The organism is Spirulina sp. LEGE 11439 (assembly GCF_059821285.1).
The window spans coordinates 33,913-56,632 of the sequence record NZ_JCAMRX010000026.1; the positions used below are offsets into that span (position 1 = coordinate 33,913).

Below are 22,720 nucleotides of genomic sequence, written 5' to 3' on the forward strand. Positions count from 1 at the left end.
AACCCAATCTCCACCCCTCATGGATAGCTTTAAACTGCGTCGCCTCCCCGGTATCGCCCAATTATGGGAGCGTCTCGAAACTCTTCCTCAACCCCAAACCGAAGAATCTATCGGGTTAAGAATCTTAGTGCAGATTTTAGTGCTTATCGGTATTGTCGCCACGGATATTGCTGCCGATACCTCCATGAGTACTTGGGCGATTCCCCTCAGTTTTGCGGGCAGTACCTACAGTTGGTATCGGCGCAAAAAGCACAATATCGCGATGAAATTTATCATTGCGATGGGCATGTTGGGGACTTTAGTATATTTCTTTGGCAATTTAATTGATAACTTAAACGATACTCGCCTTGTCCTCGCCGAACTTTTGATTCAACTTCAAGTCCTCCACAGCTTTGACCTACCGCGCCGCAAGGATTTAGGGTATTCTATGGTCATCGGCTTAATTTTGTTAGGGGTGGCGGGAACTTTAAGTGAAACTCTTGTGTTTGCCCCGTTTCCCGTCTTGTTTTTAGCGATCGCCCTCCCCGTCCTCGTCCTTGATTATCGCTCTCGCCTTGGTTTCGACCAAATCCGAAGTCGGAGGAGAGGAGCAGAAAGGCAGGAGAAAAAAGGAGGAAAATTGCCTTTTTCTCTCACCCGTCTTGTTTCCTTTTGCGCGATCGTCATGGCGATCGGTTTAATAATTTTTGCCCTGATGCCTCGCTTTCCGGGATATCAATTACAAACCTTTCCCGTTACCTCTTCCATTGAATTTGATAACGAACGATTTAGCGACATCAATCGCCGAATTTTTAATCCGGGGGTGAGAACCGGACAAAATGGCGAAGAAGATACTGTGGGAGAAGGAGAGGGAGAAACCGGAGAGAGCATCGGAGACGATTCTCAATATTACGGGTTTCAATCGCAAATCGATCAGAGTCAAAATAGTAGCGGATTCTCGACCTCAAAAGTGGTGATGCGGGTGCGATCGCAAGCTCCCGGATTTTGGCGCGTGTTAGCCTTCGATCGCTACACGGGAAAGGGATGGGAGATTTCCCGAGACGAGACCCTCTTTACCGTCCGTCGTCCCCCGTGGACTTATCGCTTTCATATTGCAAACCCTTACAATCGAAGTCAAACCCGGCCGATTATCCAAACCTATACTATTGTTGACGATCTTCCCAATCTCATCCCGGCTTTAAGTCAGGCTCGCGCTTTATATTTCCCTACTCCTGAAGTGGCTCTCGATCCTGAGGGCGGCATTCGCGCCCCGGTTATTTTGAGCGAAGATTTAACTTATACTGTTGTTTCTGACGTTCCCAGCCGCGATCGCACCCAACTCGGGCAAGCCTCTACTGACTATCCCGACAATATTACGAAGTATTATCTCCAACTTCCCTCAGAGACAAGGGAGAAAATTCGCCAACAGGCTGAAGAATTGCTCTCTAAAGCCGCCAAACCTGTTACAAACCCCTATGAAAAGGCGCTTTTTCTTGCCCAAGCCCTCAAGCAAAATTATGAGATTCGTCCAAACTTTCAACTTGCGGAAGGGGCAGATCTCGCCGAAACATTCCTCGGGGAATATCAAGGGGGATATCCCGATCATTTTGCCACGGTTTTAACCGTTATGTTGCGTTCTCTCGGTATTCCCGCTCGTTTGAGCGTGGGATTTGCCACAGGTCAATTTAACCCCTTTACCGGATTTTACTTGGTTCGCAATACCGATGCCCACGCCCTGACAGAAGTTTATTTTCCCGATCGCGGCTGGTTTGCTTTCGATCCCCTTCCCGGTCACGAGATCGTCCCTCTTTCTTTTGAAGAAAATGAAACCTTTGGGGTCTTAAGACAATTTTGGAATTGGATTGCCGGTTGGTTGCCTTCTCCTGTAACAGGTTTGCTGACCTATATTGTCACGAAAAGTATGCAAGCGATCGCGTGGATTACCGTGCGAATTTGGCTCTTTATCTCCAGTAGCGCCATTGGTTTCTTTAGCGGCTTAATTGGCGCGATCGCTCTAGCCTTCTTGAGTTGGCTGGCTGCATTGCGCTTGCGATCGTGGTACCGATGGCGCAATTTAGCCAAACTCCCCCCTATGGAGCGCCTCTATCAACAAATGCTGCAAGTTTTAGCCGCCAAAGGCTATCGCAAACATCCCGCCCAAACCCCGTTAGAATATGCTGTCAGTACGCGCGAACAACTCCAGCAAAGAACCGCAGATATCATTACAGAAATCTCCCATGCCTATAGTCAATGGCGCTATGGAGACAAGACTCCCAATATCTCCCATTTACGCCAGCAATTTCAACAACTTTGGCGAGGAAAAGGCATCAGCGATCGCTCATAAAATTGTTCACTGTTCGCTGTGCGCCATTCTCACCGCCTCCGGTAAAATTAACATGGCATCGCCGAAAGAGTAAAAGCGATACTTTTGAGCGATCGCATCCTCATAAATCGCCAAAAGCCTTTCTCGTCCGATGAGTGCCGAAATTAACATCAATAAGCTCGATCGCGGCAGGTGAAAATTGGTAATTGCCCCGTCAACAATTTTCCACTCATAACCCGGATAAATAAATAAATCCACGTGACCCGCAAATGGCTCTCGCAGCACTCTTTCGGTTGCCGAGACATTTTGTCGATTCGCAGCCCCTTCCAAGGCGCGGATCGCCGTCGTTCCCACCGCGATCGTCCGTCCCCCTGCCGCTCGAGTTTGCTGGATTTTCTCCACAGTTTCCGCACTCACCTCCACCCATTCCGAGTGCATTTGGTGCTGAGTAATATCCTCGACTTCCACCGGACGAAAAGTGCCTACACCGACATGCAGGGTAATATGAGAGCGAGCAATGCCTCGCTCCGTTAGCCGTTGGAGTAAATCTTCGGTAAAATGCAGCCCTGCGGTTGGGGCTGCGGCAGCTCCCGGGGTTTTAGCGTAAATGGTTTGGTATTGGTCGGGTAGCGCCTCGCGGGAGGTGACGTAGGGAGGAAGGGGAACTTTGCCTACTTTCTCCAACATTTCTAAGAAAGAATGCCCCTCGGGAACGTGAAACTCTAAGACGCGCCCCCCCATTGTGGTATCGCGAGCGATCGTCGTTGCCCAAAGTTGAGTTTCTCCTTCGGTTTCCCCTTCCGGCCGGAAACAAATTTCACTCCCGATTTTAAACCGCTTACCGGGTTTGACTAATGCCAACCAGCAATTTTTCCGTTCTTCTCGCAAGAGCAAAATTTCGACAGGTGCCCCCGTTGATTTGCGACCGAAAAGGCGGGCGGGCAGTACACGAGTATCATTTAAGATTAATAAATCCCCCGGTTTTAACCAATTGGGCAAATCTTTGAAAATCCCGTGCTGATGGGTATGGGGAGAGTCAACAATCGCCAAGCGAGAGCAATCTCTCGGAGTGGCGGGAGTTTGGGCGATTAACTCCCGAGGGAGTTCGTACTGATAGCTGGATAAAAGTCGATCCGTTGCGATCGTCATTACAGTGAACAATGAACAGTGAACAGTGAACAGTACCGACAGCTTAAGAGAAACTTCAAGCAAAATTGGCGCTTCATAGCAATTTTATTCTAGAGCGGGCAAACTTCCCCAGAGAATCCGTCCCATCTCGTGATTTGTTTTAACTCTACTCGTTTCTAAATTGGGTAACTTCCCCTATATCAAGTCGGGGGGGTTTACCCTTATGTTTTGTCGCGATCGCGAGGGAGACTAAACATATACCCCCCTTCTATAACCTTTGCTTGAAAGCAGCAATCGGACGCTCATGTATTACCTGTATTTCCTCGCTAATGCCAGCTTAACCCTTCGCGTCACGGAACACCTCTTGGATTCTCCTCATTTGTCGGCTGAGTTTATCACAGTCATTCATCAAATTGATGGCTGGATCGTGCGCGTTAAACTCGGCGATCCCGTTACCCCTCAACAACACGGCGATTTTGTTGCCTATATGAATGAACTCGGCATTCCCTACGAACCCGATATTCGCATTCAAATGGCGTTGTGGAGTTTGGAAACTGGGCAATCTCCGATTGATGTGATGCGTCGCTATCAAGTCGCGGTTGTCTCTCACGGCGATCCCGACAAAGCCGATATCGAGGCTTTTCGCCGCCAATTTACTCGCGGTTTGGGCTATTGTCCCGAGACTCTTGCATAAATTCATAATTCGCAGTTCGCCATTGAGAATGGTTAACTCATTTATTGCGATCAAAATTTTCTTGTTTGCTTGCAGTTTGTTCTATATTTCGAGGAATCTTTGTTGATTCTTTGCACTCGTTGAAATGTGCCGATGCAAACATAACAAGCAAGACTGGGGAGTAACCTCAAGACTTATGGGATATATCTCATGAGTCTTTAATATCTTATCAAAGACGTTTGTATGAGAGCGATCGCATCCAACTCGAAGACTAGCATAAGTTGATTTTGGAAAAATATTGACGACAGGTTTTAAAGTTATAATATTGAGAAGATAGAGCTTATATTGGCCTGAAGAATAGAACTATGATACCCATAAAAGAGCAACTCCTTCAAGAAATCGAACGTACCCCAGATAATCTCATCAAAGAGGTACTAGATTTCTTGCAATTTGTGAAAGCAAAACAGGAAAAAACAACATCTGAGATTGCCAGTGATGATATTTCTATTGGGAAACAGGAGCAGCAAGAAACTCAATCGACGAGTCAATTTCTTCTAGAATTGTTTGACGAGCTTACAGAAGATATGACACCAGAAGAAATTGATCGATTACCTCAAGATGGAGCAGAACAACATGACCATTATATTTATGGAACGCCAAAAAGAACGCAATGAGAAAAGTATTTGCAGATACATTTTATTGGGCAGCTTCTATTAATGTTGGTGACGATTGGCACGATCGTGTTATTGAAGTGACAGCAACTCTCGATCGTACTCCAGTTGTAACGACAGAGGAAGTTTTAGCAGAAGTTTTAACATTTTTTTCAACCAGTGGGAGTCGAATGAGAATGAGAGCGATCCAACTTGTTCGACGCATTATTGTAAATCCTAATATAGAAGTTGTCCAACAAACTCATGAATCTTTTCTCGCAGGTTTAGAGTTATACGAAAGTCGTCCGGATAAAGGTTATAGTTTGATAGATTGTATCTCTATGGAAACCATGAGAAAACTTGGAATTACAGAAATTTTGACTCACGATCGCCATTTTACTCAAGAAGGATTTACGATTTTGTTTACAGATTGATTTGAGGGAATGCGATCGCACAATCTTTTTAGCTGGAGTTAGATAGAGATAGAATATTGGAGAGTTAGAGAATTGTTATGAATGAGCCAATACAATATATTACGAACGAAAAAGGCGATCGCTTTCAGGAAAAAATGAGATCGTGTTATAATTCAATTGATTTATAGTGAGATTGAAAAAAATTATGAGTTCCCTTAAAGAAAGAATTGAGGAAAAATTGGATTTTCTTCCTGAAACTGAACTTGATGAAGTTTTAAATTTTGTTGAGTTTTTAATTAAGCGAAAAGGTAGCGATCGCCCATCCTCTCAAAAAGATCCTATATTAGCTGTTGCGGGAAATTTATCGATCGATCGGCTTACATCTGAGAAAATTGAAACAGAGTTATACGAACAAAATATTCAGCAAGATAATCCTCAAAATTATACCAGTCAATTATCACCAAAATGGAAAAAGTGGCTGGCAGAAGTCGAACAACTTGAAGTTGTAAGCGATCGCTCACAATCTGACGATTACCATGACGCAATTCTGGAAAAATATCGCAAACAAGGATTACAATTATGACGTTGTGCGATACGGGGCCGTTATTTGCTCTTGTCGATTCTACTCAACCACAACACATTCCTGTCATCAAGACGCTTGCTAAAATATCTACACCTCTCGTCACAACTTGGGCTTGTTTTGCAGAAGCAATGTATCTTGCTCTCGATCGAGGTGGTTGGCGAATGCAGAAACAACTTTGCAAGCTAGGTAGTGATAAATATGTAGTGAAAACAAAATCATGTTGTTACTAAAGAAGCATTATAGTGATTGATTAAATATAAAATTGCTCCTTCATGATTGGCATCAGATTTGGAAAAAGAGAGAGTTTTTCTGACCAAACGAGATGCTCTTTGGCGAAGTGTATTATTAAATCTTTCGATATGGCTAGTTTCCCCACTAGATTTATCAGATGGATGATGCTGTTCTGAAGGGATAACTTTGTCATAAGCTGACCAAAAATCAGTATAACATTGTGCAGATTGACGACATTGTTCCGGGAGAGAATCCCAAAGTTCTTGTGCTATTTGTTGAGAGCGATTGCCAAACGCAACGCCCAAAATTTCTCGATTTTTACGATTTAAAACAAGCCATATCCAAACTTGATTAGCTTTGCTACATACATATGACCATAGTTCATCAATTTCTAAAACTAAATTGTCTTTGACTTCACCGGAAATCTTGACTTGGCAAGGAATTTGGCGATAAAAATTATTAACAAATTTTTGCAACCACGTCAGCGAAATATCTAAAACTCTAGCAATTTCTGACAAAGAAATTCTTTCCAAAAGGAGTTTTTTGACCATCTCCTTTGTTGACAAACTAATATATTTTTTGACTCTTTTTTCTACAAATTGTTTCAGGCATTTTTTGCAACGATATTTTTGTTTTTTATGATGAGTGCTTCCATTTTTTACAACATGAGTATGTCCACAATAGGGACAAGGAGGACGAGAATCATTCATCGTCTTTGGTTGTTTGCTATCTACAGTTTTATATTTTACTCCTTTTTCTTGTTCTGAATTCCTGATTTTTTCTTAACTTTAATTATGGATGTTTCTTTTTCTAATACTTAATCAACCGAAAAAAACTCTTATCACTACATATTTAATACTACCCAAACTTGGGGATACATATTTTTCAACTACAAGCATTGATTATATAGTAAATGAATACAAAAAAAAAGATAAAACGAAAACGAAAACAAAAAATAAAAGTAAGAAAGATTTATTTAAGATGCTTTCTAAATATGCCAACGATCAAAATATAGATTTTGAAAAGGAAGTATGTGCTTTTATTTACAATTATACGAAATCTGATTTTGAAAAATTAGCAAACGATTTGAAAAACTTTTTAAGCTAATTTTTTTGCATCTATTTGTTCTTAAATTATATTACTTCCCTGCCCTTCACCTCTGCCTCAACCTGCCTAAAACTGCCCTCTTCTATCTGGTCAAACTCCCATACTGCAACCATCATAGGAATTGTGAGTTTGCGTTACAGCAGCAAAACTCGCACTCTCTGTTTGTTTCAGGAGGAAACTATGACCATTACCTATGAAAAAGGGCTGCAAACCCCACGTTTGCAAGGCCTGACAACCGCAGAAGCCAACGAAAATCGCCATCAATACGGCAGCAATATTCTCACACCTCCAGAACGAGAATCTTGGTGGAAATTGTACCTCGAAAAATACGAAGATCCGATTATTCGCATTCTCGTTGTCGCGGCTGTTATTTCCATTGCCATTGGCATCGTCAACGGGCAATATATTGAAGGAATTGGCATTATCGTCGCCATTCTTTTAGCTACTACCGTCGCCTTTATCAACGAATATAAAGCGAACCAAGAATTCGATATTCTCAACCAAGTTAACAACGAAACTCCCGTTAAAGTGGTGCGAAATGGCAAGTTTACCACTGTACCTAAAAAAGATATCGTTGTCGGCGATATTGTCTGGTTGGAAACGGGGGATGAAATTCCCGCCGATGGACGCATTTTAAATAGTGTTTCTTTGCAAGTTAACGAAGCGAGTTTAACTGGAGAAAGCAAACCCGTTGCTAAATTTGCCAGTGCAGAAAACGAAGAACTCGAGACAACTTATACTCCCGCTACTGTCCTGCGCGGTACGACGATTGTAGACGGACACGCTACCATTAAAATTTTATCCGTTGGCGACAATACCGAAATCGGAAAAACTGCCCGCGCCGCGATCGCAACCACAGAAGAAGAAACCCCTCTCAACCAGCAACTCGATCGCCTCAGTCGCCTCATTGGGGTATTGGGTTTACTCATCGCCGTTGCGATCGATCTCGCTCTAGTTATTCGAGGCGTACTGGTTGGAGAATTTAATCTCACAGCACAACAGTGGTACTTTACCAGTATCCTCACTACCGGGACTCTAACCGCCCTTAGCCGTGTTTGGTTGCCCATTATTTACGATGGTTTCGAGTTAGCCGGGATCAACTTAGAAGCCCCGGAATGGCTGGAAAATGACACTCTCGCTGCTTGGTTGAGGACTTTAGGGTTAGGGGTTAGTGTCTTCGGTTACGCCTTGCTATTTGGCTGGGGAATGGGTTGGATTCCTGCATCGCCGATGGACTGGATCCCTCTTGATGAAGCCACCGCACTCCTAACCTACTTTGCGATCGCTGTCGCTATTATTGTTGTCGCTGTTCCTGAAGGATTAGCATTAAGCGTGATTCTCAGTCTCGCTTATAGTATGCGAAAAATGACAAAACAAAATAATCTCGTGCGTCGGATGCACGCTTGTGAAACCATTGGTGCAGCAACCGTTATCTGTTCTGATAAAACAGGCACTCTCACTCTCAATGAAATGCGCGTGAATGATGCTCATTTCCCCGATCGCTTACCGTTGGTTGCAGAAGCGATCGCCGCAAACAGTACCGCAAATTTGCAACGCAACGGCGAAACTCGTCCTATCGGCGATCCGACAGAAGGTGCATTGTTATTGTGGTTAGATGAGAATGCGATCGCTTACGAAGAAGTCCGAGAAAAGTTCAATATTCTCGATGAGTGGACGTTTTCTACGGAACGAAAATATATGGCAACACTTGGCACATCTTCTCTCACCAGTGCTAATACCTTCACTTTTGCTAATATTCTGCATGTCAAAGGTGCGCCGGAAATCCTCCTCGATCGCTGCGATAAAATGCTGACTAATTCTGGAGTTAAACCCATTCCCAGCAAGCAATTTATCGAGGAGAAATTAGCAAGTTATGAAGAAGCAGGAATGCGAGTTTTAGGATTTGCCTATCGCGAAAATATCGAACCGGTTGAAGACATTGAAATATTAACTCAAAACATGACATGGTTGGGATTTGTTGCCATTACCGATCCCATTCGTCCCGATGTTCCTGCTGCCATTGAAGCCTGCAAAAATGCGCGAATTCAAGTTAAAATCGTCACAGGAGATAATCCTCTCACTGCCAAAGAAATTGCTCGTCAAATTGGCTTGATTTCAGAAACAGATGGAGCAGAATACTATCTTACTGGACAAGAATTAGCGCAATTGAATGACGAAGCTGCAAAACAAGCAGTTCAACAGGTAAAAGTTCTCTCTCGCGCCCGTCCTAGTGATAAACAACGTTTGGTTAAACTGTTACAAGAGAATGGTGAAGTCGTAGCCGTGACTGGAGATGGAACAAATGATGCACCCGCACTCAATCAGGCACAAGTTGGGTTGGCGATGGGACAAAATAGCACTTCTGTTGCTAAAGAAGCAAGTGATATCATTATCCTTGACCATTCTTTCAAAAGCATCGAAAATGCAGTCATGTGGGGGCGTTCTCTTTACCAAAATATCCAGAAATTTATCCTATTTCAATTAACCATTAATGTTGCAGCTTGTGGCATTGCTTTACTGGGACCTTTTATTGGAATTAATCTTCCTTTAACTGTGGTTCAACTATTGTGGGTTAATTTAATTATGGATACTTTTGCTGCCTTAGCATTGGCAACAGAGCCGCCAAATGAGAAAGTTATGGACAACCCTCCACGTAATTCAGAAGCGTTCATTATCTCGAAGTCAATGGCAGTGAATATCTTCTCAGTTGCGCCAATTTTCCTTGCTTTTCTCGTTGGTTTCTTGATTTATATTCAAAGGGATGGCATTGTGACTGCTTACGAATTATCTCTGTTTTTTACTACCTTTGTTATGCTGCAATTCTGGAACTTATTTAATGCAAAATGTTTCGGGTTAAAAGAGTCAGCCTTGGTAAATCTAGGTGAAAATAAAGGATTCTTGGCAATTGCCGCGATCGTTTTCTTTGGGCAAGTTTTGATGGTACAATTTGGCGGCGATTTCTTTCGCACTGTTCCTCTTTCAGGGATAGATTGGCTCACAATTATTGGCGGAACTTCGAATGTTCTCTGGATTGGTGAAATTATGCGATCGCTCGCACGAAGGAAAGCAAAACAAGTATAATTATTAGGGTGGGCAATGCCTGCCCTTTTTTGATATAATCTGTATTACAAACAAAAAAAATATATATATATAAAGATCGCTGCATGGAGTTTTCTTTTAAGTGAAAAAAGATCGCAGAAAAGACAATTGGAAAAATTTTGTAGAGATAGTGATTTTGATATCGTGTTTTCTGGGAATTGGTCTGGCGGTTACATCTCAATCATTGGCTCGCGAAATAATACGAGCAGAAAATGCTACAAATAGTCTCTTAGAACGAGGAAAACAGCAATACGAAACCGGACAATTAATAGAAGCGATCGCAACTTTGCAAACTGCTTCTCACGCCTTTGCACAACAAGGAAAAATTAACGAACAAGCGAGAAGTTTACTTTATCTCAGTTGGAGTTATCAAGCATTGGGTCAATATGAAGAAGCCGAAGGAATAATACGACAAAGTATCGCTCTCTTACAAAGTCAGTCTCCATCCATACTTTTAGCAAGTATACAGAATACTCTCGCTCGCTTGCAATTCACCCGAGGACAACTCGATGAAGCTCTTGTGAATTGGGAAATTGCCGAAACATTATATCGACAAACGCATGATAGAATCGGACAATTAGGCAGTCAAATTAATCAGGCTCAAGTTTTAGAAGAAATAGGCAATTATCGCCTCGCTTGCGATCGCATTTTGAGAGCCTTTGGGGTTAAACATGTGCGTTGTAAAGCGATCGATGCAGAAACCTTTGCGTTAGTTTTGCAAGCGATCGCAGAAGAACCCGATCTGCTTTTAAAAGGCTTGGGATTGAGGAGTTTGGGGGTATCTTTGCAAGCCTTGGGAAGTTTAGAACAATCGAGAGAAGCGATCGCGGCAAGTTTAGCCATTTTTCAAACTCTCGATCGCCCTTCAGAAATTGCCCAAAGCCTTTTAGTTTTAGGCAATACAGAGCGATTTTTAGGAGAGGAAAGCCAAGCCTTGGAATTGTATAAAAAAGCCGCTAAAATAGCTTATACGCAAGATAATCCCGAAGATATTATCATTGCAATGGAAAGTTTTGCCAATCAATTCAGCTTGCTGGTTGAAAGCGAAAAATTTGCAGAAGCCGAGATTCTTTTCGCAAACATTCGCTCATTAATGGCATCACTTCCAGCCTCAGAAACCGCAATTTATGCCCAACTTAATATTTATCGCAGTTGGCTGCAACTCCACCAAAAACGAGAAAATTTTGCAGAATATAGTGAAATAGCCGCTCGCCTTGCAACCCTGCATCGCCAAGCTAAAATAATCGGCAATTCTAGAGCAGAATCGCAGATTTTAGGCATGCTGGGATCTCTTTATGGAGAAAGCGATCGCATTCAAGAAGCGATCGTCTTAACCCAACAGGCGATCGATCTCACTAGAGACTTAGAATTTCTCTATGAATGGCAAGGACAATTGGCGCATTTTTTAGAAATTCAAGGAGAAACTGCAGCCGCGATCGCTGCTTATCAAGACGCAATTTCTACCTTTGAAAAATTGCGTCGAGATTTAATCGGTTTAAACCCCAAAATTCGCTACAACTTTCGAGATCGCATCGAACCGATTTATCGCAGCTATATCGCTTTACAATTGCAATCTCAGCCTTCAAACCAACAACTTCAAGACGTTAAGAAAGCCATAGAAGGATTGCGCGTCGCGGAATTAGAAGACTTTCTCCAAGAAGTTTGCTTGATCCACCAATCTCTGGAAGAATCGGAAACAAAACTGGCCGTCATCTACACGATAATTGTGCGCGATCGCATCGAAATTCTTGTTTCTCTTCCCAATGGAAAATTGCATCATTATCCCATCCACATTTCTCCCACAGAACTCAAAGAATTGACCGTACAATTGCGTCAATCTTTCAGTCCCATTTTTTCCTCTCAATATCATCTTCCCTACGCTCAAAAGTTATACGAACAAATTATTCAACCCATTGAAAGTGAGTTGAAAACCAACGAAATTTCCACCCTTGCTTTTATTCTTGATGGCGCTTTGCAAAACATTCCTATGGCTGTCCTCCACGATAGGGAGCGTTATTTATTAGAACAATACGAATTAGTCTTAATTCCAGGATTGCAATTATTAGTCGAACGATCGCCAAAACAATTAGCATTGCAAGCGATCGCCGCCGGGTTGAGCGAAGCCCGAGAACCTTTTACGCCCTTACCCGCAGTAGCAGAAGAAATCACGCAGATCGGCAGGCAATTATCCTCAGAAGTTCTCCTCAACGAGCAGTTTACCGCCGCAAATCTCCAACAAGTTCTCAACGATCGCCCTTTTCCGATTTTGCATCTCGCCACCCACGGTCAATTTAGTTCTCGGCTCGAGGAGACTTTTTTACTTCTGTGGGATGGACCCTTAGATCTCAAAACCTTTGCTAATCTGCTGTGGGAGCGAGAGAGCGGTAGCTTTACCCCCATCGAACTTCTCGTTTTAAGTGCTTGTCAAACCGCCAAAGGAGACGATCGCGCCGCGTTAGGACTGGCGGGAATTTCCGTGCGCTCGGGCGCGCGATCGACCCTTGCGAGTTTATGGTCGGTCAATGATGAGTCTACGGCCAAACTAATGGTGACATTTTATCGATTTCTCGCCCAATTCAAAGGCGATCGCGCTCGAGCCTTGCGTCAGGCTCAACTTTCCCTTTTACAAGAACCAACCTACCAGCACCCCTATTATTGGGCTCCGTTTATCTTGGTTGGCTATTGGCGCTGAAATCAGGATGACAGGATTTGAACCTTGGCTATAATTCTAAGCCCTTGATATTACCTTTCTCAGCGATCGCACGCTTCAAGGAAAATTCTTCACAGTCCATCAGCATTGAGAGATTTAGGAAGCTCAAAAGGCTAATTTGTATAATTCTTTTGTACTTTTTCTATAAATGCTTGCCAAACCTCATTGGGAGTCCAGATTTTCTCAATAACCTGTTTTGCTTCCTTCTCTTCCACGCGATCGCAGACTCGACGATACAAATAAACAAACGCGGAAACTCTCATATTCATCGCGCAATGTACCAATACTTTACGCTCTGAATTGCGTTGCATGACCTCAACAAATTTTTGAAAATCTTCTAACGTGGGGTTTTCCCAAATTACCGGAATATGAACGTATTCCATCTCATTGCGCTCGACGATCTCTGCTTCATTAGGGATCGCATTGGTTGAGGTGGGAAGAGCGAGATTAACAATTACATCATAGCCGGCATTTTTAACCTCTGCAAATTGTTCTTCTGTGGGTTGTCCCGCAGTCGCAAGACGATCGCTAATCTGTACGAAATTATAAATACTATCGAGTTGAATTTTACTCATTGCAGACTCCAATAAAAAATTCTTTCCTTCTCTTTGAAAGGGAAGGTTAGGAGGAATTAAATCATTTCAAAAGACTTTTGTTGAAACTCTGGAGGAATCACCGTGCGATCGCAAATGGCTTTATGACTTTCCCTTTGCGTTTCCACATCGATCGCGATCGCTTCAAAACGAATGGAAAGACTGGCAACTGGAACAATTAATTGCGTTAAGGTTTCCAACTCTCCTGCATGATTCCATGTAAAGTCAACAAAAGCACGCGGCCCGTCTAATAACTGTCGCGTTTCTCGATCTTGTACCCACAGTTTAACATAAATTGACCCCGGATAAGCAGGCAATCTGACGCGAATTAAAACTAATTCTCCTCCCGATAATTCTCCACTGGGAACATCTAAAATCGGAGTTGGGACGGCAATTTCCTGACGTAATTGATGAGGAATTAAAGACTGGGCTTGAGTGACGAGAGTACTACTTTGTTGAGGAGAAAATTCTGGGCGCATCTCGGAAATTGCGACTTCTTCGCGATTCTTTTCAATAGGTGGAGAAAATGGCATCGATCGCGAAGTGACTAAACTTTGTATTCCTACGGGATAAGGTAAACCGGAGCTATCGTGTTTCGGTAATGCACTCCCAATTGCAACCGCTTCATCTATTTCATCTTCCTCATCATCAACCACAAATTCATGATTCGTGCGATCGATCGTGACTTCTGCAACTTGTACCTCTTCTTCTTCTTCTTTGTTTGGAGAAGGAATTTCCGGCGCTCTTAATATATCGCGATCGGGTTGCTTCTCGGAAGAACTATTTTCCTTTTCATCAATCTCTGCGGCTAATTTCTTTAAAAATTCAGCTTCTTTGGCTAACTTTTCTAATATTTCTACTTCTGGCGTTTCTTCACTCAGTTCTAATTCCTCGGCAATATCCGCTAAAACCGCACTGCGTTCTTCTTCTGCAAGCTCTTGTAATACTTCAGCTTTCTCGGCTAAGCGTTGAGCCGTTTCCTCTAAATCATTCTTTTTCTGTTTATTTTCTGAAGTCTCTTCACTATTTTGCGATCGTACTGGATGAGCTTGCAACCATTCTACCAATTCCTCATTCACTTCTTCGTCAACTTTCATCAGGTTAATTTGTTTCCAAAATCTACCCTGCATTTTCACTTTTTGAAATGAGCGATCGTCTTGCTCTTCTTCTGAATTTTCATCGATTTCTGCAATATATTCTGCGTCTGAAGGTTGATCGCTGTTGCTCTCAGAGGTATCATTTTGATTTTCTAAACCCTCTGTCAATATTTCCTCTTTTTCGAGATTGGGAGCTTCAATTTTATCGGTTTCTTCTTCTGGCGTATTATCGGCCAGATCGCTTTTTGAAATCGTGGCAGGAGAAACACTATTTTCTGTATCCGATCGCTTTTCCTCGGACGAAGACTCATTTTTGAGAGAATTCAAGAAATCTGGTGACAAGGAAGAGACATTATAAGTGTGATATGCAGAATCTCGAGGAGGAGGCGAACTAAAATTCGGTAGATCGATATTTTTTATTTTCGCTGATTTTTTTGGTCTAGATAGAGACAATTTTGGCGGTAAAATTTGTCGTTCTATCGGCTCAAAAGGTCGCGATTCGATCTCGCGTTTGGTTAGATCGAGAAACTCAGCATTGACAGGAGTTGTTTCACTTTCTTGCTCCTCGGAAAAATTATTGAGATGTTTGACTCGAGCGGGATTTTCGGTTTCAATGGGATTGGCAATCGCCTCGAGTAAATCATCTAAACCTGCCGTAATCGAAAAGGTTTGACTGGCCAAGCGAGCCGTTTTTTTCGCACGTCCGTCCCCGCGATCGATGAACACTTCGAGAACAACTTCCCCTAAAATTAAGCGCGTATCGTACTCTGTGGGAATGTCTAATAAATAGTTAAATACGAGAGGAATTGTTGCGTCGCTGAGGGGTTGGCAAACATCAAGTAATAGTTCCGTACCGTGAGGATCGCGCAATTCATAATGCAAAACTCCCTCAAATCCAGAATCGAGGATACTGGTTTGACTCAGATCTAAAGAGTTGACATGACCGGAAATTAGAAGCGGTTCATCTTTGCGTCGGATGAAATGATCTTGTAGTAAGCTAATTGCTAAATCATTAGGGAATTTAATTCCTTCTAAATCGTCTTTTGTTGCGACAGAAAGAGAGGGGAGAGATGATTCGATTTGAGAATCTTTTTGCTCGAGTTTTAAAGGTTCCTGCGATTGTGTTTCGGGTTGTATTGTAGGTTCAGGTTCGCTAACTTGTTGTAGAATCTGTTCTAAATTTTGGATCGACTGTTCTAGAAGAGAATGAGCATCATTATCATTGGTTATTTGTTGTTGGCTTATCGGCTCGATCGCTTCTTCAGATTCTTCTAAATATTTTGACGATCGCTGATTAACAACTGGGGATTTTGATTTAGAGGTAATTGTCTCTTCAATTTTTTCTAAATTGGCCGCGATCGCATGAGTTGCAATCTCTGTCTGGTGATGAACTTCAACCCGATCCTTAGAGGGAGAAGTCGTCTTGGTTTCTTGTTGTCCTATATTTTCGACTTTCGGTTGAGATTTTGCTGCGATCGTTGCATCCGATTGTTCTAAATTAGTTTGTACAAATTCTTTCTGAACTGATGACGCTTCGACTTCGCTCAGTCCACGTTGGTGACTGGTGACTGGTGACTGGTGACTGGTGACTGGTGACTGGTGACTGTTAATTGATTCAACTTGCCGAACAACTTTTTCTGAAGGTTTTTTCGTTTGGGTAGAAGGAGAATTCTTTTTCTCTTTTTTCTCAATGACTTTAGCGGGGATGACTTCTAGTTGAACGATTTCTTGCCAAGGTTTCCCTTGAATTTCGTTCATTTTCTCGCAAGTGGAGCGAAATTCCCAAAAACCAGGGCGAATGTAAGTAAAAGGAATGGCGATCATCAATCCTTCTTTGGACGTGCGACAAGTCCGTTTTTGCGATCGCCGCTTGGGGGGGATTTCATCAATGGTACGATGAATCACCCGAATTTCTACATCAACATTGGCACGACAAGATTGGGCAACAATTCGGTAGATGCCTGCTTCAATTTTAAGTCTCCTGCGCTTAAGAGGAAGCCAAGAGCGAGTCCCCTTCTTCTGAATGAGAAATTCCCAAGAGTCCATCGATCGAGAATGAAGAATGAAGGATAAAAGATGAAAGATAAAAATTCAATTTTTTATCGTTTCATTTGGTCTTTGAGGGTGTCTGTCATGGTTAACAATTGACTTTGCGCGATCGCTTCTTGTTTTTGGGTCGCCATCCACTTCAAATTTACGGTTTGATTTTCCGCTTCGGCATCCCCAATGACCAAGCAGGCCGTGGCTTTACTGCGATCGGCGCGTTTGAATTGTTTTCCAAAAGCTGCACCGCTTAGGTCTAATTCTACGCTGAAGCCAAAATAACGCAACTTTTGCGCTAAAACTAATGCTTGGGACTCGGCGCGATCGCCTCGAGAAACCAGATAAAAGTCTAAGGGGGGGGTTTGCTCGGTTTCTAATTGTTTCAGCAGCAAGACCAAACGCTCCATTCCTAGCGCCCAACCGACAGCCGGGGTGTCCTTACCTCCTAATTCCGCGACTAGCCCATCATAGCGACCGCCGCCGCATACGGTTGCTTCGTTGCCCAAACTTGCGGCTTTAATTTCAAAAGCAGTGTGAGTATAATAGTCCAAACCTCTGACTAAAAAGGGATTGAGGCGATAGGAAATCTCTAAATCGCTTAACATTTGCCGGACGCGATCGAAGTGCTGGCGAGATTCGTCTCCTAAGTAATCTAAAAGGCTGGGTGCATCGGCGACAATTTCTTGAGTGCGCTTGTCTTTGCTGTCTAGGATTCTTAAAGGGTTGCGATCGAGACGGTCTTGGGAGTCCTTGTCTAATTCTTCTTTATAGGGGGTGAGAAAGCTCACCAAGGCTTCTCGATAGCGTTGGCGATCTGGCCCTCGTCCCACTGAATTTAAGTCTAGTGTCAGGCTTTTTAAGCCCAAATCCTGAAATAATTGCAGGGCGATCGCTATAACTTCCACATCGGATCGAGGGTCTTGGCTGCCGATATTTTCCATGCCAATTTGATAAAATTGGCGCTGTCGTCCGGCTCCTGGGCGTTCGTAGCGAAAAACAGGGCCGGCGTACCACAAGCGATGAACTCCCGCGCCAAAATTATGCTCGATGAAGGCGCGGACGACTCCTGCTGTGAGTTCCGGACGCAGGGAAATGGAGCGATCGCCGCGATCGCGAAAGGTGTACATTTCTTTGCCGACTACATCTGTTGCTTCCCCGATCCCCCGCTCGAAAAGTTCGGTTTGTTCGATAATGGGGGGGCGAATTTCTTGATAAATAGCTTTGGCAAAAATATCTCTTGCGGTTGCTTCAATCTGCTGCCAATACCTGATTTCTTGAGGGAGAATGTCTTGAGTTCCCCGTAATGCTTGAATTTCACCCATTTTGTTATTGATTTTGGTTGTTTGTTAGTCTGTTGGGATATCTTTTTATCCTGTCGGTCGGGACGTTCAATTGAACGCCCTGACAATATTCGATCGCATAAAAAATTCTCTAAAAAGTAGGTGCGTTACGCTTCATTTTATTGCGCTAACACACCCTACATTTACTACATTTACGGTTTGGCTTTGGCAAAAAGCGAGATCTAGAATTTATTCAGATTGATTCCTGCTTCTTTGGCAACTGCTTGCAAACCATGTTTCTGAACGGTTTTCAAAGCTCTAGTGGAGAGTTTAATACGAATCCAACGATTGCCTTCTGCCCACCAGATCCGCTTCCACTGTAAATTGGCTTGCTGTAATTTTTTGTTTCTGCGGTGAGAGTGGGACACTGCATAGCCGTTATTGGCTTTTTTCCCGGTCATTTGGCATCTACGGGACATAATAATTCCTCCAGATTTTATGAACTTATTAGCGATCGCGATCTCCCATCTTACCCCAAGCTCTGTCACGATGCTTCAATTTTCCCGATCTTTTTGCTGCAAATAGGCTTTTCTCTCCTCAGGTGTCAATTTTTCGATCGCATAACGCAACATAGTTCTCGGCATTTTACCTGCATATTTGTCCAAAAATGCTTTTTCAGTCGTTTTATCTCGTTTTCCTACCTCTCGCAGCATCCAGCCTACCGCTTTGTGAATGAGATCGTGGGGATGGTTAAGAAGAATTTCTGAGATTTCTAGGGTTTCGCTCAAGCGATCGCGTTTGATGAAATAGTAAGTCGCCACGATCGCAATTCTCTGCTGCCAAAGATTTTGCGATCGCGCCAATTCATATAAAACAGTACAATCTTTTTCGTACAAATATGCCCCTAAAATTTTATAAGCTGATGTATCCACGAGATCCCAATTGTTGACGCGATCGCTGTGGGCTAAATAAAATTCTACGATTTCTTTTTGGGTATTGAGAGGAGATTGGGAAAAGCGATCGCACAAAATAACCAAAGCGGTAAATCGATACTCGTGAATTTCGCTGCTTAAAAGTGTTTCAATGTCTGAGAAAGAAAGATTTTTATATTTTTTGGCAACTTTGCGCTGTTGAGGAACGGTAATCCCTAAAAAAACATCTCCCTCACCATATTCTCCTTTTCCAGTTTTAAAAAATCGGCTCAGTTCTTTGGCTTTTTGAGGTTTGGCAAGTTGTTGTAATTCGGTTTCGAGGTTGGCCAGCATTGTGGATAGCGAGAATTTAGTTTTTTGTGTTTTTCATTAGTGTATTTGTGGCTTTCCAATCATCAATTGCCTGTTTTCTACGAACTAAATAATCATGTAGATTAGATCGATTCTGAATTTTCTCATCCTGTAACAAAAATTTGAGCGTGCGTTCCATTCTCCAACCATGACCTTGTTGAGTGTATTCTATAAATACGGTTTCAAAAATGTCCATAAGATAATCTGCATCCAAAATACAGTATAAAATATTTGTAGACGCATCCCATCGACTAATAGGATGAGAATCTTGCTTAATTTCTGATATGCACCTTACAATTAAATCTTGTGCTATCCGTCGGAAATTATACTTTATCGCAATGCTTAACGGCCACATAGCAGCTGACACTCGTCGATTTTCATCATGACATTTGAAAGCAGCTTTAATTGCCTCCAGTAAGATTTTTTGTCTTGTTAGCCTTGCTTGCTTTTTTGTCGCACCGCTAGCATTTTCGGCAATAGCAGATAATGCCTGACATCTATACCAAGGATGTTCTATATTTTGTGATGTTTTGTATGCCTTCAACCAATCATATTTGACCTCTTTATAAATAACTTGGTTTCTTTGTCTAGAGGAGGCAAACTCGATATTCCAATCTTTCATCTGCGCGAGATTAAACTCAATTTATTTTCCACCGATAATATTTATAATAGCAATTTCCTGCTATTGTGGAATTTACCATGATGCAATCTCCCCCTATTTACAATATTGTAAATTTACAATTGATTCGCACAAATCCCCGCACCCAACAAACCTACCTGCGGATTTAAAATAACGTGAATGGGAACATTATTGAGAATCGGACTGACCCGACCTTTCGTTTTAAAAGCCGTCATAAACTTGCCTTCTTGGAGTACGGGGAGAATTTTTGCTGCAATACCTCCCGCGATATATAATCCCCCGTAAGGTAATAATTTTAAGGCTAAATTCCCTGCTTCTGCTCCATAAGCCTCAATAAATAAATTTAAGGTTTCCTTGCATAAAATATCGCCTTTTTCCGTCGCTCCTCGAGAAACAATTGCCCCAATATCCGCATCTTCTTGGGCGATCGCTGCCCCAATGTCCGGCGATTCGGGAGTCTCTCCCAAAGACTTTAAAAACTCGTAAATTGCTGCAATTCCCATCCCCGAAACCACTCGTTCCACCGACACTCGTTTTAATTTTCGCACCGCGTGAAAATATTGTAATAACTGAAACTCTCGTTCGTTACGAGGGGCAAAATCCGCGTGTCCGCCTTCTGACGCAAATACCCGATAACGATCGCCTTGAGGAATGACAAACCCTTCCCCCAAACCCGTCCCCGCCCCGAGAATGGCGATCGGGGCCGTCTTATCAACCGGAACATCTTGTAAACTGTGAATGTCCTCCGGTTTTAATCCCAAAACCCCATAACCGATCGCAGCAAAATCATTAATCAAACTAACTTTGGCAATCCCGAGATCCTTCTCCAAGCGCCGACCGTCTAAAACCCAACTGAGATTAGTTAAAATACACTTATCATCGGCCACCGGACCCGCGATCGCAAAACAGGCTTTTTCCGGCCGTAATTCCTTGCCCGCTTCCCGAGCGGCACTCGCGAGAAATTGCTGAGCGATCGGCACGAGATCGGTAAAATCTTGGCTGGGGTACTTTTCCTCAAACAGTGGTATTAATCCCGCGTCAGTTGCTTCAACAGCCTGTAAAATCGTCTTCGTGCCGCCGATATCACCGGCTAGGAGTAAAGTCATCTTACCCGCCTTCCTCTTTAATTTTGCTGCTTACCAACGAATAATGATACCGTATAACCGTTCATGACTTATGCAAAAAATATCTGAATAACCGTTCATTAATAATTGCTCATTGTTCATTGAAAAGATGCGTTTTGATATTGTTACTCTCTTTCCAGAATTTTTTACATCTCCTCTCCAAGCAAGTTTATTAGGACGAGCCATAGAAAAACAAATTGCTACCGTTAATTTAATCAATCCCAGAGATTTCGCGACGGACAAACACAAGCGCGTTGATGATGAGCCTTATGGGGGAGGAGTGGGGATGTTACTCAAACCCGACCCCTTGTTTGCGGCGGTAGAATCTTTGCCGGTTTTACCCCGACGAGAAATTATTCTCATGTCTCCTCAAGGCAAACCTCTCAACCAAGAAACATTGCTCGAATTATCACAAAATTACGAGCAATTGATTCTCATCTGCGGACATTATGAAGGAGTAGACGATCGCATCCGTCAGCATCTCATTAACCGAGAAGTTTCCTTGGGAGATTTTGTCTTAACTTGTGGGGAAATCCCTGCTCTCGCCTTACTTAATGGCGTGATTCGCCTGCGTCCGGGTACCGTAGGGAAAGAAGAATCCTTAAAAGCCGAAAGTTTTGAGGCTGGATTGCTTGACTATCCTCAATATACTCGCCCTGCTGTTTTTCGCGATTGGGAAGTCCCCGAAGTTTTGCGATCGGGAAATCACGCCGCGATCGCTCAATGGAGAAAAGAACGACAAATCGAGAAAACCCGCACTTGTCGTCCCGATCTGTGGGCAGCTTGGCAGAAAAACAATGAGAGGGATTCCCCCTCGGGGGCTTCAAATTTGGAGAACAAATCATTAAGATAAACGTCAGGGAAAACACTCAATCCCAGTCAAGATTTGACTGTTTTGCTCCAATTGAAAAAGTGAGACTTTTTCTGCGAACCGAGAAATTTACAGCTTACGTTTACCAATTATTGTTTATGAAATTTCTGCACAAACTAACGGCAACCTTAACAACAGCTATCCTGTTATCTTGCGGAATGCTGACTCCTGCACGAGGGGCCTATAACTTTAGCAAAGTTGAGGTGGATCAGCGCCGCTTCGTAGCGATCGCAACCCCCTTTGGAGTCGGTCGGCGCTACTATAATCTCATTGTCATGGAACAACAATCTAATAGTCGTGCTTGCTGGCGAGAATACGGCGACAACCCGACTTTTATCGAACCCACTTGGGAAAGTTTTGATTTTACGGGTATTTGCGGGCGCAGTACCGATAGTAACGGTTACTCCATGCGAGTTAATGATAATGATATGGGTTCGCGCTTTATTCTTAGTGTCGTTCGACGGGGAGACGAACTGGTTTTAATGGCGAATTCCCTGCGAGAGCGGACTGCTGTTGAAATTGGTCGGACGCGAGGGATGGATGGGAGCGATCGCTATCTCAAAATTCATCTCGATCCCGGTTGGCGCTTTACCAAGCGGACTTATAACGGACGAATGCTCGGTCACGTCTATCTCACCTCCGATAGCAATACCGCGAATATTCCCCCCGCTCGAGAAAGTAATCCGCCCGCGAATACCCCTTTACCCCCCGCCGATCGCGAGTTGATTTTCACCCCCGAGTCCAATTCTCGACCCACATCTCCCCCCCCTCGCCCGCGCACGACGACTCCTCCCCCTCCTCGACGGCCAATTAATATTAACTCTCGTCCCAGTCGTCCTCGTACAAGCTCAGAACGCACAATTCCGACATTTGAATAAAAATAGAGGGAGCAG

The 22,720-nt window shown here is 43.2% G+C and carries 20 protein-coding genes; 11 read left to right on the forward strand and 9 right to left on the reverse strand.

What is annotated here, in order from left to right; all coding sequences use genetic code 11:
* Positions 1-19 precede the first annotated feature (19 nt).
* Positions 20-2,323 carry a transglutaminase TgpA family protein gene (locus tag AC6RV6_RS17235; RefSeq protein WP_500242116.1) on the forward strand — a complete coding sequence of 768 codons (2,304 nt, stop codon included), beginning with the start codon at positions 20-22 and terminating at the stop codon, positions 2,321-2,323.
* Between the two features lie 6 nt (positions 2,324-2,329).
* Here the strand turns inward: AC6RV6_RS17235 and queA are convergent, their stop codons facing one another.
* Positions 2,330-3,451: a tRNA preQ1(34) S-adenosylmethionine ribosyltransferase-isomerase QueA gene (queA, locus tag AC6RV6_RS17240; RefSeq protein WP_500242117.1), complete on the reverse strand. Its 1,122-nt coding sequence runs from the start codon at positions 3,449-3,451 to the stop codon at positions 2,330-2,332.
* A 283-nt stretch (positions 3,452-3,734) separates the two neighbouring features.
* Between queA and AC6RV6_RS17245 the strand changes: the two genes are divergently transcribed.
* The 5 genes from AC6RV6_RS17245 (at position 3,735) to AC6RV6_RS17265 (ending at position 5,979) form a co-directional block, all read left to right on the forward strand.
* Positions 3,735-4,124 carry a hypothetical protein gene (locus tag AC6RV6_RS17245; RefSeq protein WP_500242118.1) on the forward strand — a complete coding sequence of 130 codons (390 nt, stop codon included), beginning with the start codon at positions 3,735-3,737 and terminating at the stop codon, positions 4,122-4,124.
* 344 nt (positions 4,125-4,468) lie between these two features.
* The gene (locus AC6RV6_RS17250; RefSeq protein WP_500242119.1) at positions 4,469-4,777 is read left to right on the forward strand and encodes a hypothetical protein; all 309 of its coding nucleotides are present in this window, start codon (positions 4,469-4,471) and stop codon (positions 4,775-4,777) included.
* Positions 4,774-5,187: a type II toxin-antitoxin system VapC family toxin gene (locus tag AC6RV6_RS17255; protein ID WP_500242120.1), complete on the forward strand. Its 414-nt coding sequence runs from the start codon at positions 4,774-4,776 to the stop codon at positions 5,185-5,187. The genes AC6RV6_RS17250 and AC6RV6_RS17255 overlap by 4 nt, the downstream gene beginning before the upstream one ends.
* Before the next feature lie 184 nt (positions 5,188-5,371).
* The gene (locus AC6RV6_RS17260) at positions 5,372-5,749 is read left to right on the forward strand and encodes a DUF2281 domain-containing protein (RefSeq protein ID WP_500242121.1); all 378 of its coding nucleotides are present in this window, start codon (positions 5,372-5,374) and stop codon (positions 5,747-5,749) included.
* A complete protein-coding gene (locus AC6RV6_RS17265) occupies positions 5,746-5,979 on the forward strand; it encodes a hypothetical protein (protein ID WP_500242122.1) in 234 nt (77 codons plus the stop codon). Before AC6RV6_RS17260 ends, AC6RV6_RS17265 begins: the two co-directional genes overlap by 4 nt.
* Here AC6RV6_RS17265 and AC6RV6_RS17270 read toward each other — a convergent pair.
* Positions 5,965-6,690: an IS1 family transposase gene (locus AC6RV6_RS17270; RefSeq protein ID WP_500242123.1), complete on the reverse strand. Its 726-nt coding sequence runs from the start codon at positions 6,688-6,690 to the stop codon at positions 5,965-5,967. The two genes, AC6RV6_RS17265 and AC6RV6_RS17270, sit on opposite strands and share 15 nt — an antisense overlap.
* An 88-nt stretch (positions 6,691-6,778) precedes the next feature.
* Between AC6RV6_RS17270 and AC6RV6_RS17275 the strand changes: the two genes are divergently transcribed.
* The 3 genes from AC6RV6_RS17275 (at position 6,779) to AC6RV6_RS17285 (ending at position 12,878) form a co-directional block, all read left to right on the forward strand.
* Positions 6,779-7,087, forward strand: a complete 309-nt coding sequence (locus AC6RV6_RS17275; RefSeq protein WP_500242124.1) for a hypothetical protein — start codon at positions 6,779-6,781, stop codon at positions 7,085-7,087.
* A gap of 180 nt (positions 7,088-7,267) precedes the next feature.
* Complete coding sequence (locus AC6RV6_RS17280) at positions 7,268-10,168, forward strand: calcium-translocating P-type ATPase, PMCA-type (RefSeq protein ID WP_500242125.1); 2,901 nt, start codon at positions 7,268-7,270, stop codon at positions 10,166-10,168.
* 202 nt (positions 10,169-10,370) lie between these two features.
* Entirely contained in the window at positions 10,371-12,878 is a 2,508-nt protein-coding gene (locus tag AC6RV6_RS17285; protein ID WP_500242126.1) for a CHAT domain-containing protein, read from the forward strand.
* Between the two features lie 131 nt (positions 12,879-13,009).
* On the opposite strand, the gene AC6RV6_RS17290 is transcribed toward AC6RV6_RS17285, so the two are convergent.
* From AC6RV6_RS17290 to AC6RV6_RS17320, 7 genes are all read right to left on the reverse strand, one after another.
* Positions 13,010-13,471, reverse strand: a complete 462-nt coding sequence (locus AC6RV6_RS17290; protein WP_500242127.1) for a protein tyrosine phosphatase family protein — start codon at positions 13,469-13,471, stop codon at positions 13,010-13,012.
* A gap of 56 nt (positions 13,472-13,527) precedes the next feature.
* Positions 13,528-16,632, reverse strand: coding sequence for a hypothetical protein (locus tag AC6RV6_RS17295; RefSeq protein ID WP_500242128.1), 3,105 nt, complete (start codon positions 16,630-16,632; stop codon positions 13,528-13,530).
* A 53-nt stretch (positions 16,633-16,685) separates the two neighbouring features.
* Positions 16,686-17,951, reverse strand: coding sequence for a histidine--tRNA ligase (hisS, locus tag AC6RV6_RS17300; protein ID WP_500242129.1), 1,266 nt, complete (start codon positions 17,949-17,951; stop codon positions 16,686-16,688).
* A gap of 200 nt (positions 17,952-18,151) precedes the next feature.
* On the reverse strand, positions 18,152-18,388 hold the full coding sequence (gene rpmB, locus AC6RV6_RS17305; protein ID WP_500242130.1) for a 50S ribosomal protein L28: 237 nt from the start codon (positions 18,386-18,388) through the stop codon (positions 18,152-18,154).
* Positions 18,389-18,463: 75 nt separating this feature from the next.
* Complete coding sequence (locus AC6RV6_RS17310) at positions 18,464-19,174, reverse strand: DNA alkylation repair protein (RefSeq protein WP_500242131.1); 711 nt, start codon at positions 19,172-19,174, stop codon at positions 18,464-18,466.
* A 16-nt stretch (positions 19,175-19,190) separates the two neighbouring features.
* A complete protein-coding gene (locus AC6RV6_RS17315; RefSeq protein WP_500242132.1) occupies positions 19,191-19,814 on the reverse strand; it encodes a hypothetical protein in 624 nt (207 codons plus the stop codon).
* Positions 19,815-19,927: 113 nt separating this feature from the next.
* Positions 19,928-20,938 carry a glucokinase gene (locus AC6RV6_RS17320; protein ID WP_500242133.1) on the reverse strand — a complete coding sequence of 337 codons (1,011 nt, stop codon included), beginning with the start codon at positions 20,936-20,938 and terminating at the stop codon, positions 19,928-19,930.
* 127 nt (positions 20,939-21,065) lie between these two features.
* Between AC6RV6_RS17320 and trmD the strand changes: the two genes are divergently transcribed.
* On the forward strand, positions 21,066-21,809 hold the full coding sequence (gene trmD / locus AC6RV6_RS17325) for a tRNA (guanosine(37)-N1)-methyltransferase TrmD (RefSeq protein WP_500242134.1): 744 nt from the start codon (positions 21,066-21,068) through the stop codon (positions 21,807-21,809).
* Positions 21,810-21,925: 116 nt separating this feature from the next.
* A complete protein-coding gene (locus AC6RV6_RS17330; RefSeq protein WP_500242135.1) occupies positions 21,926-22,705 on the forward strand; it encodes a DUF3747 domain-containing protein in 780 nt (259 codons plus the stop codon).
* Positions 22,706-22,720: the final 15 nt, after the last annotated feature.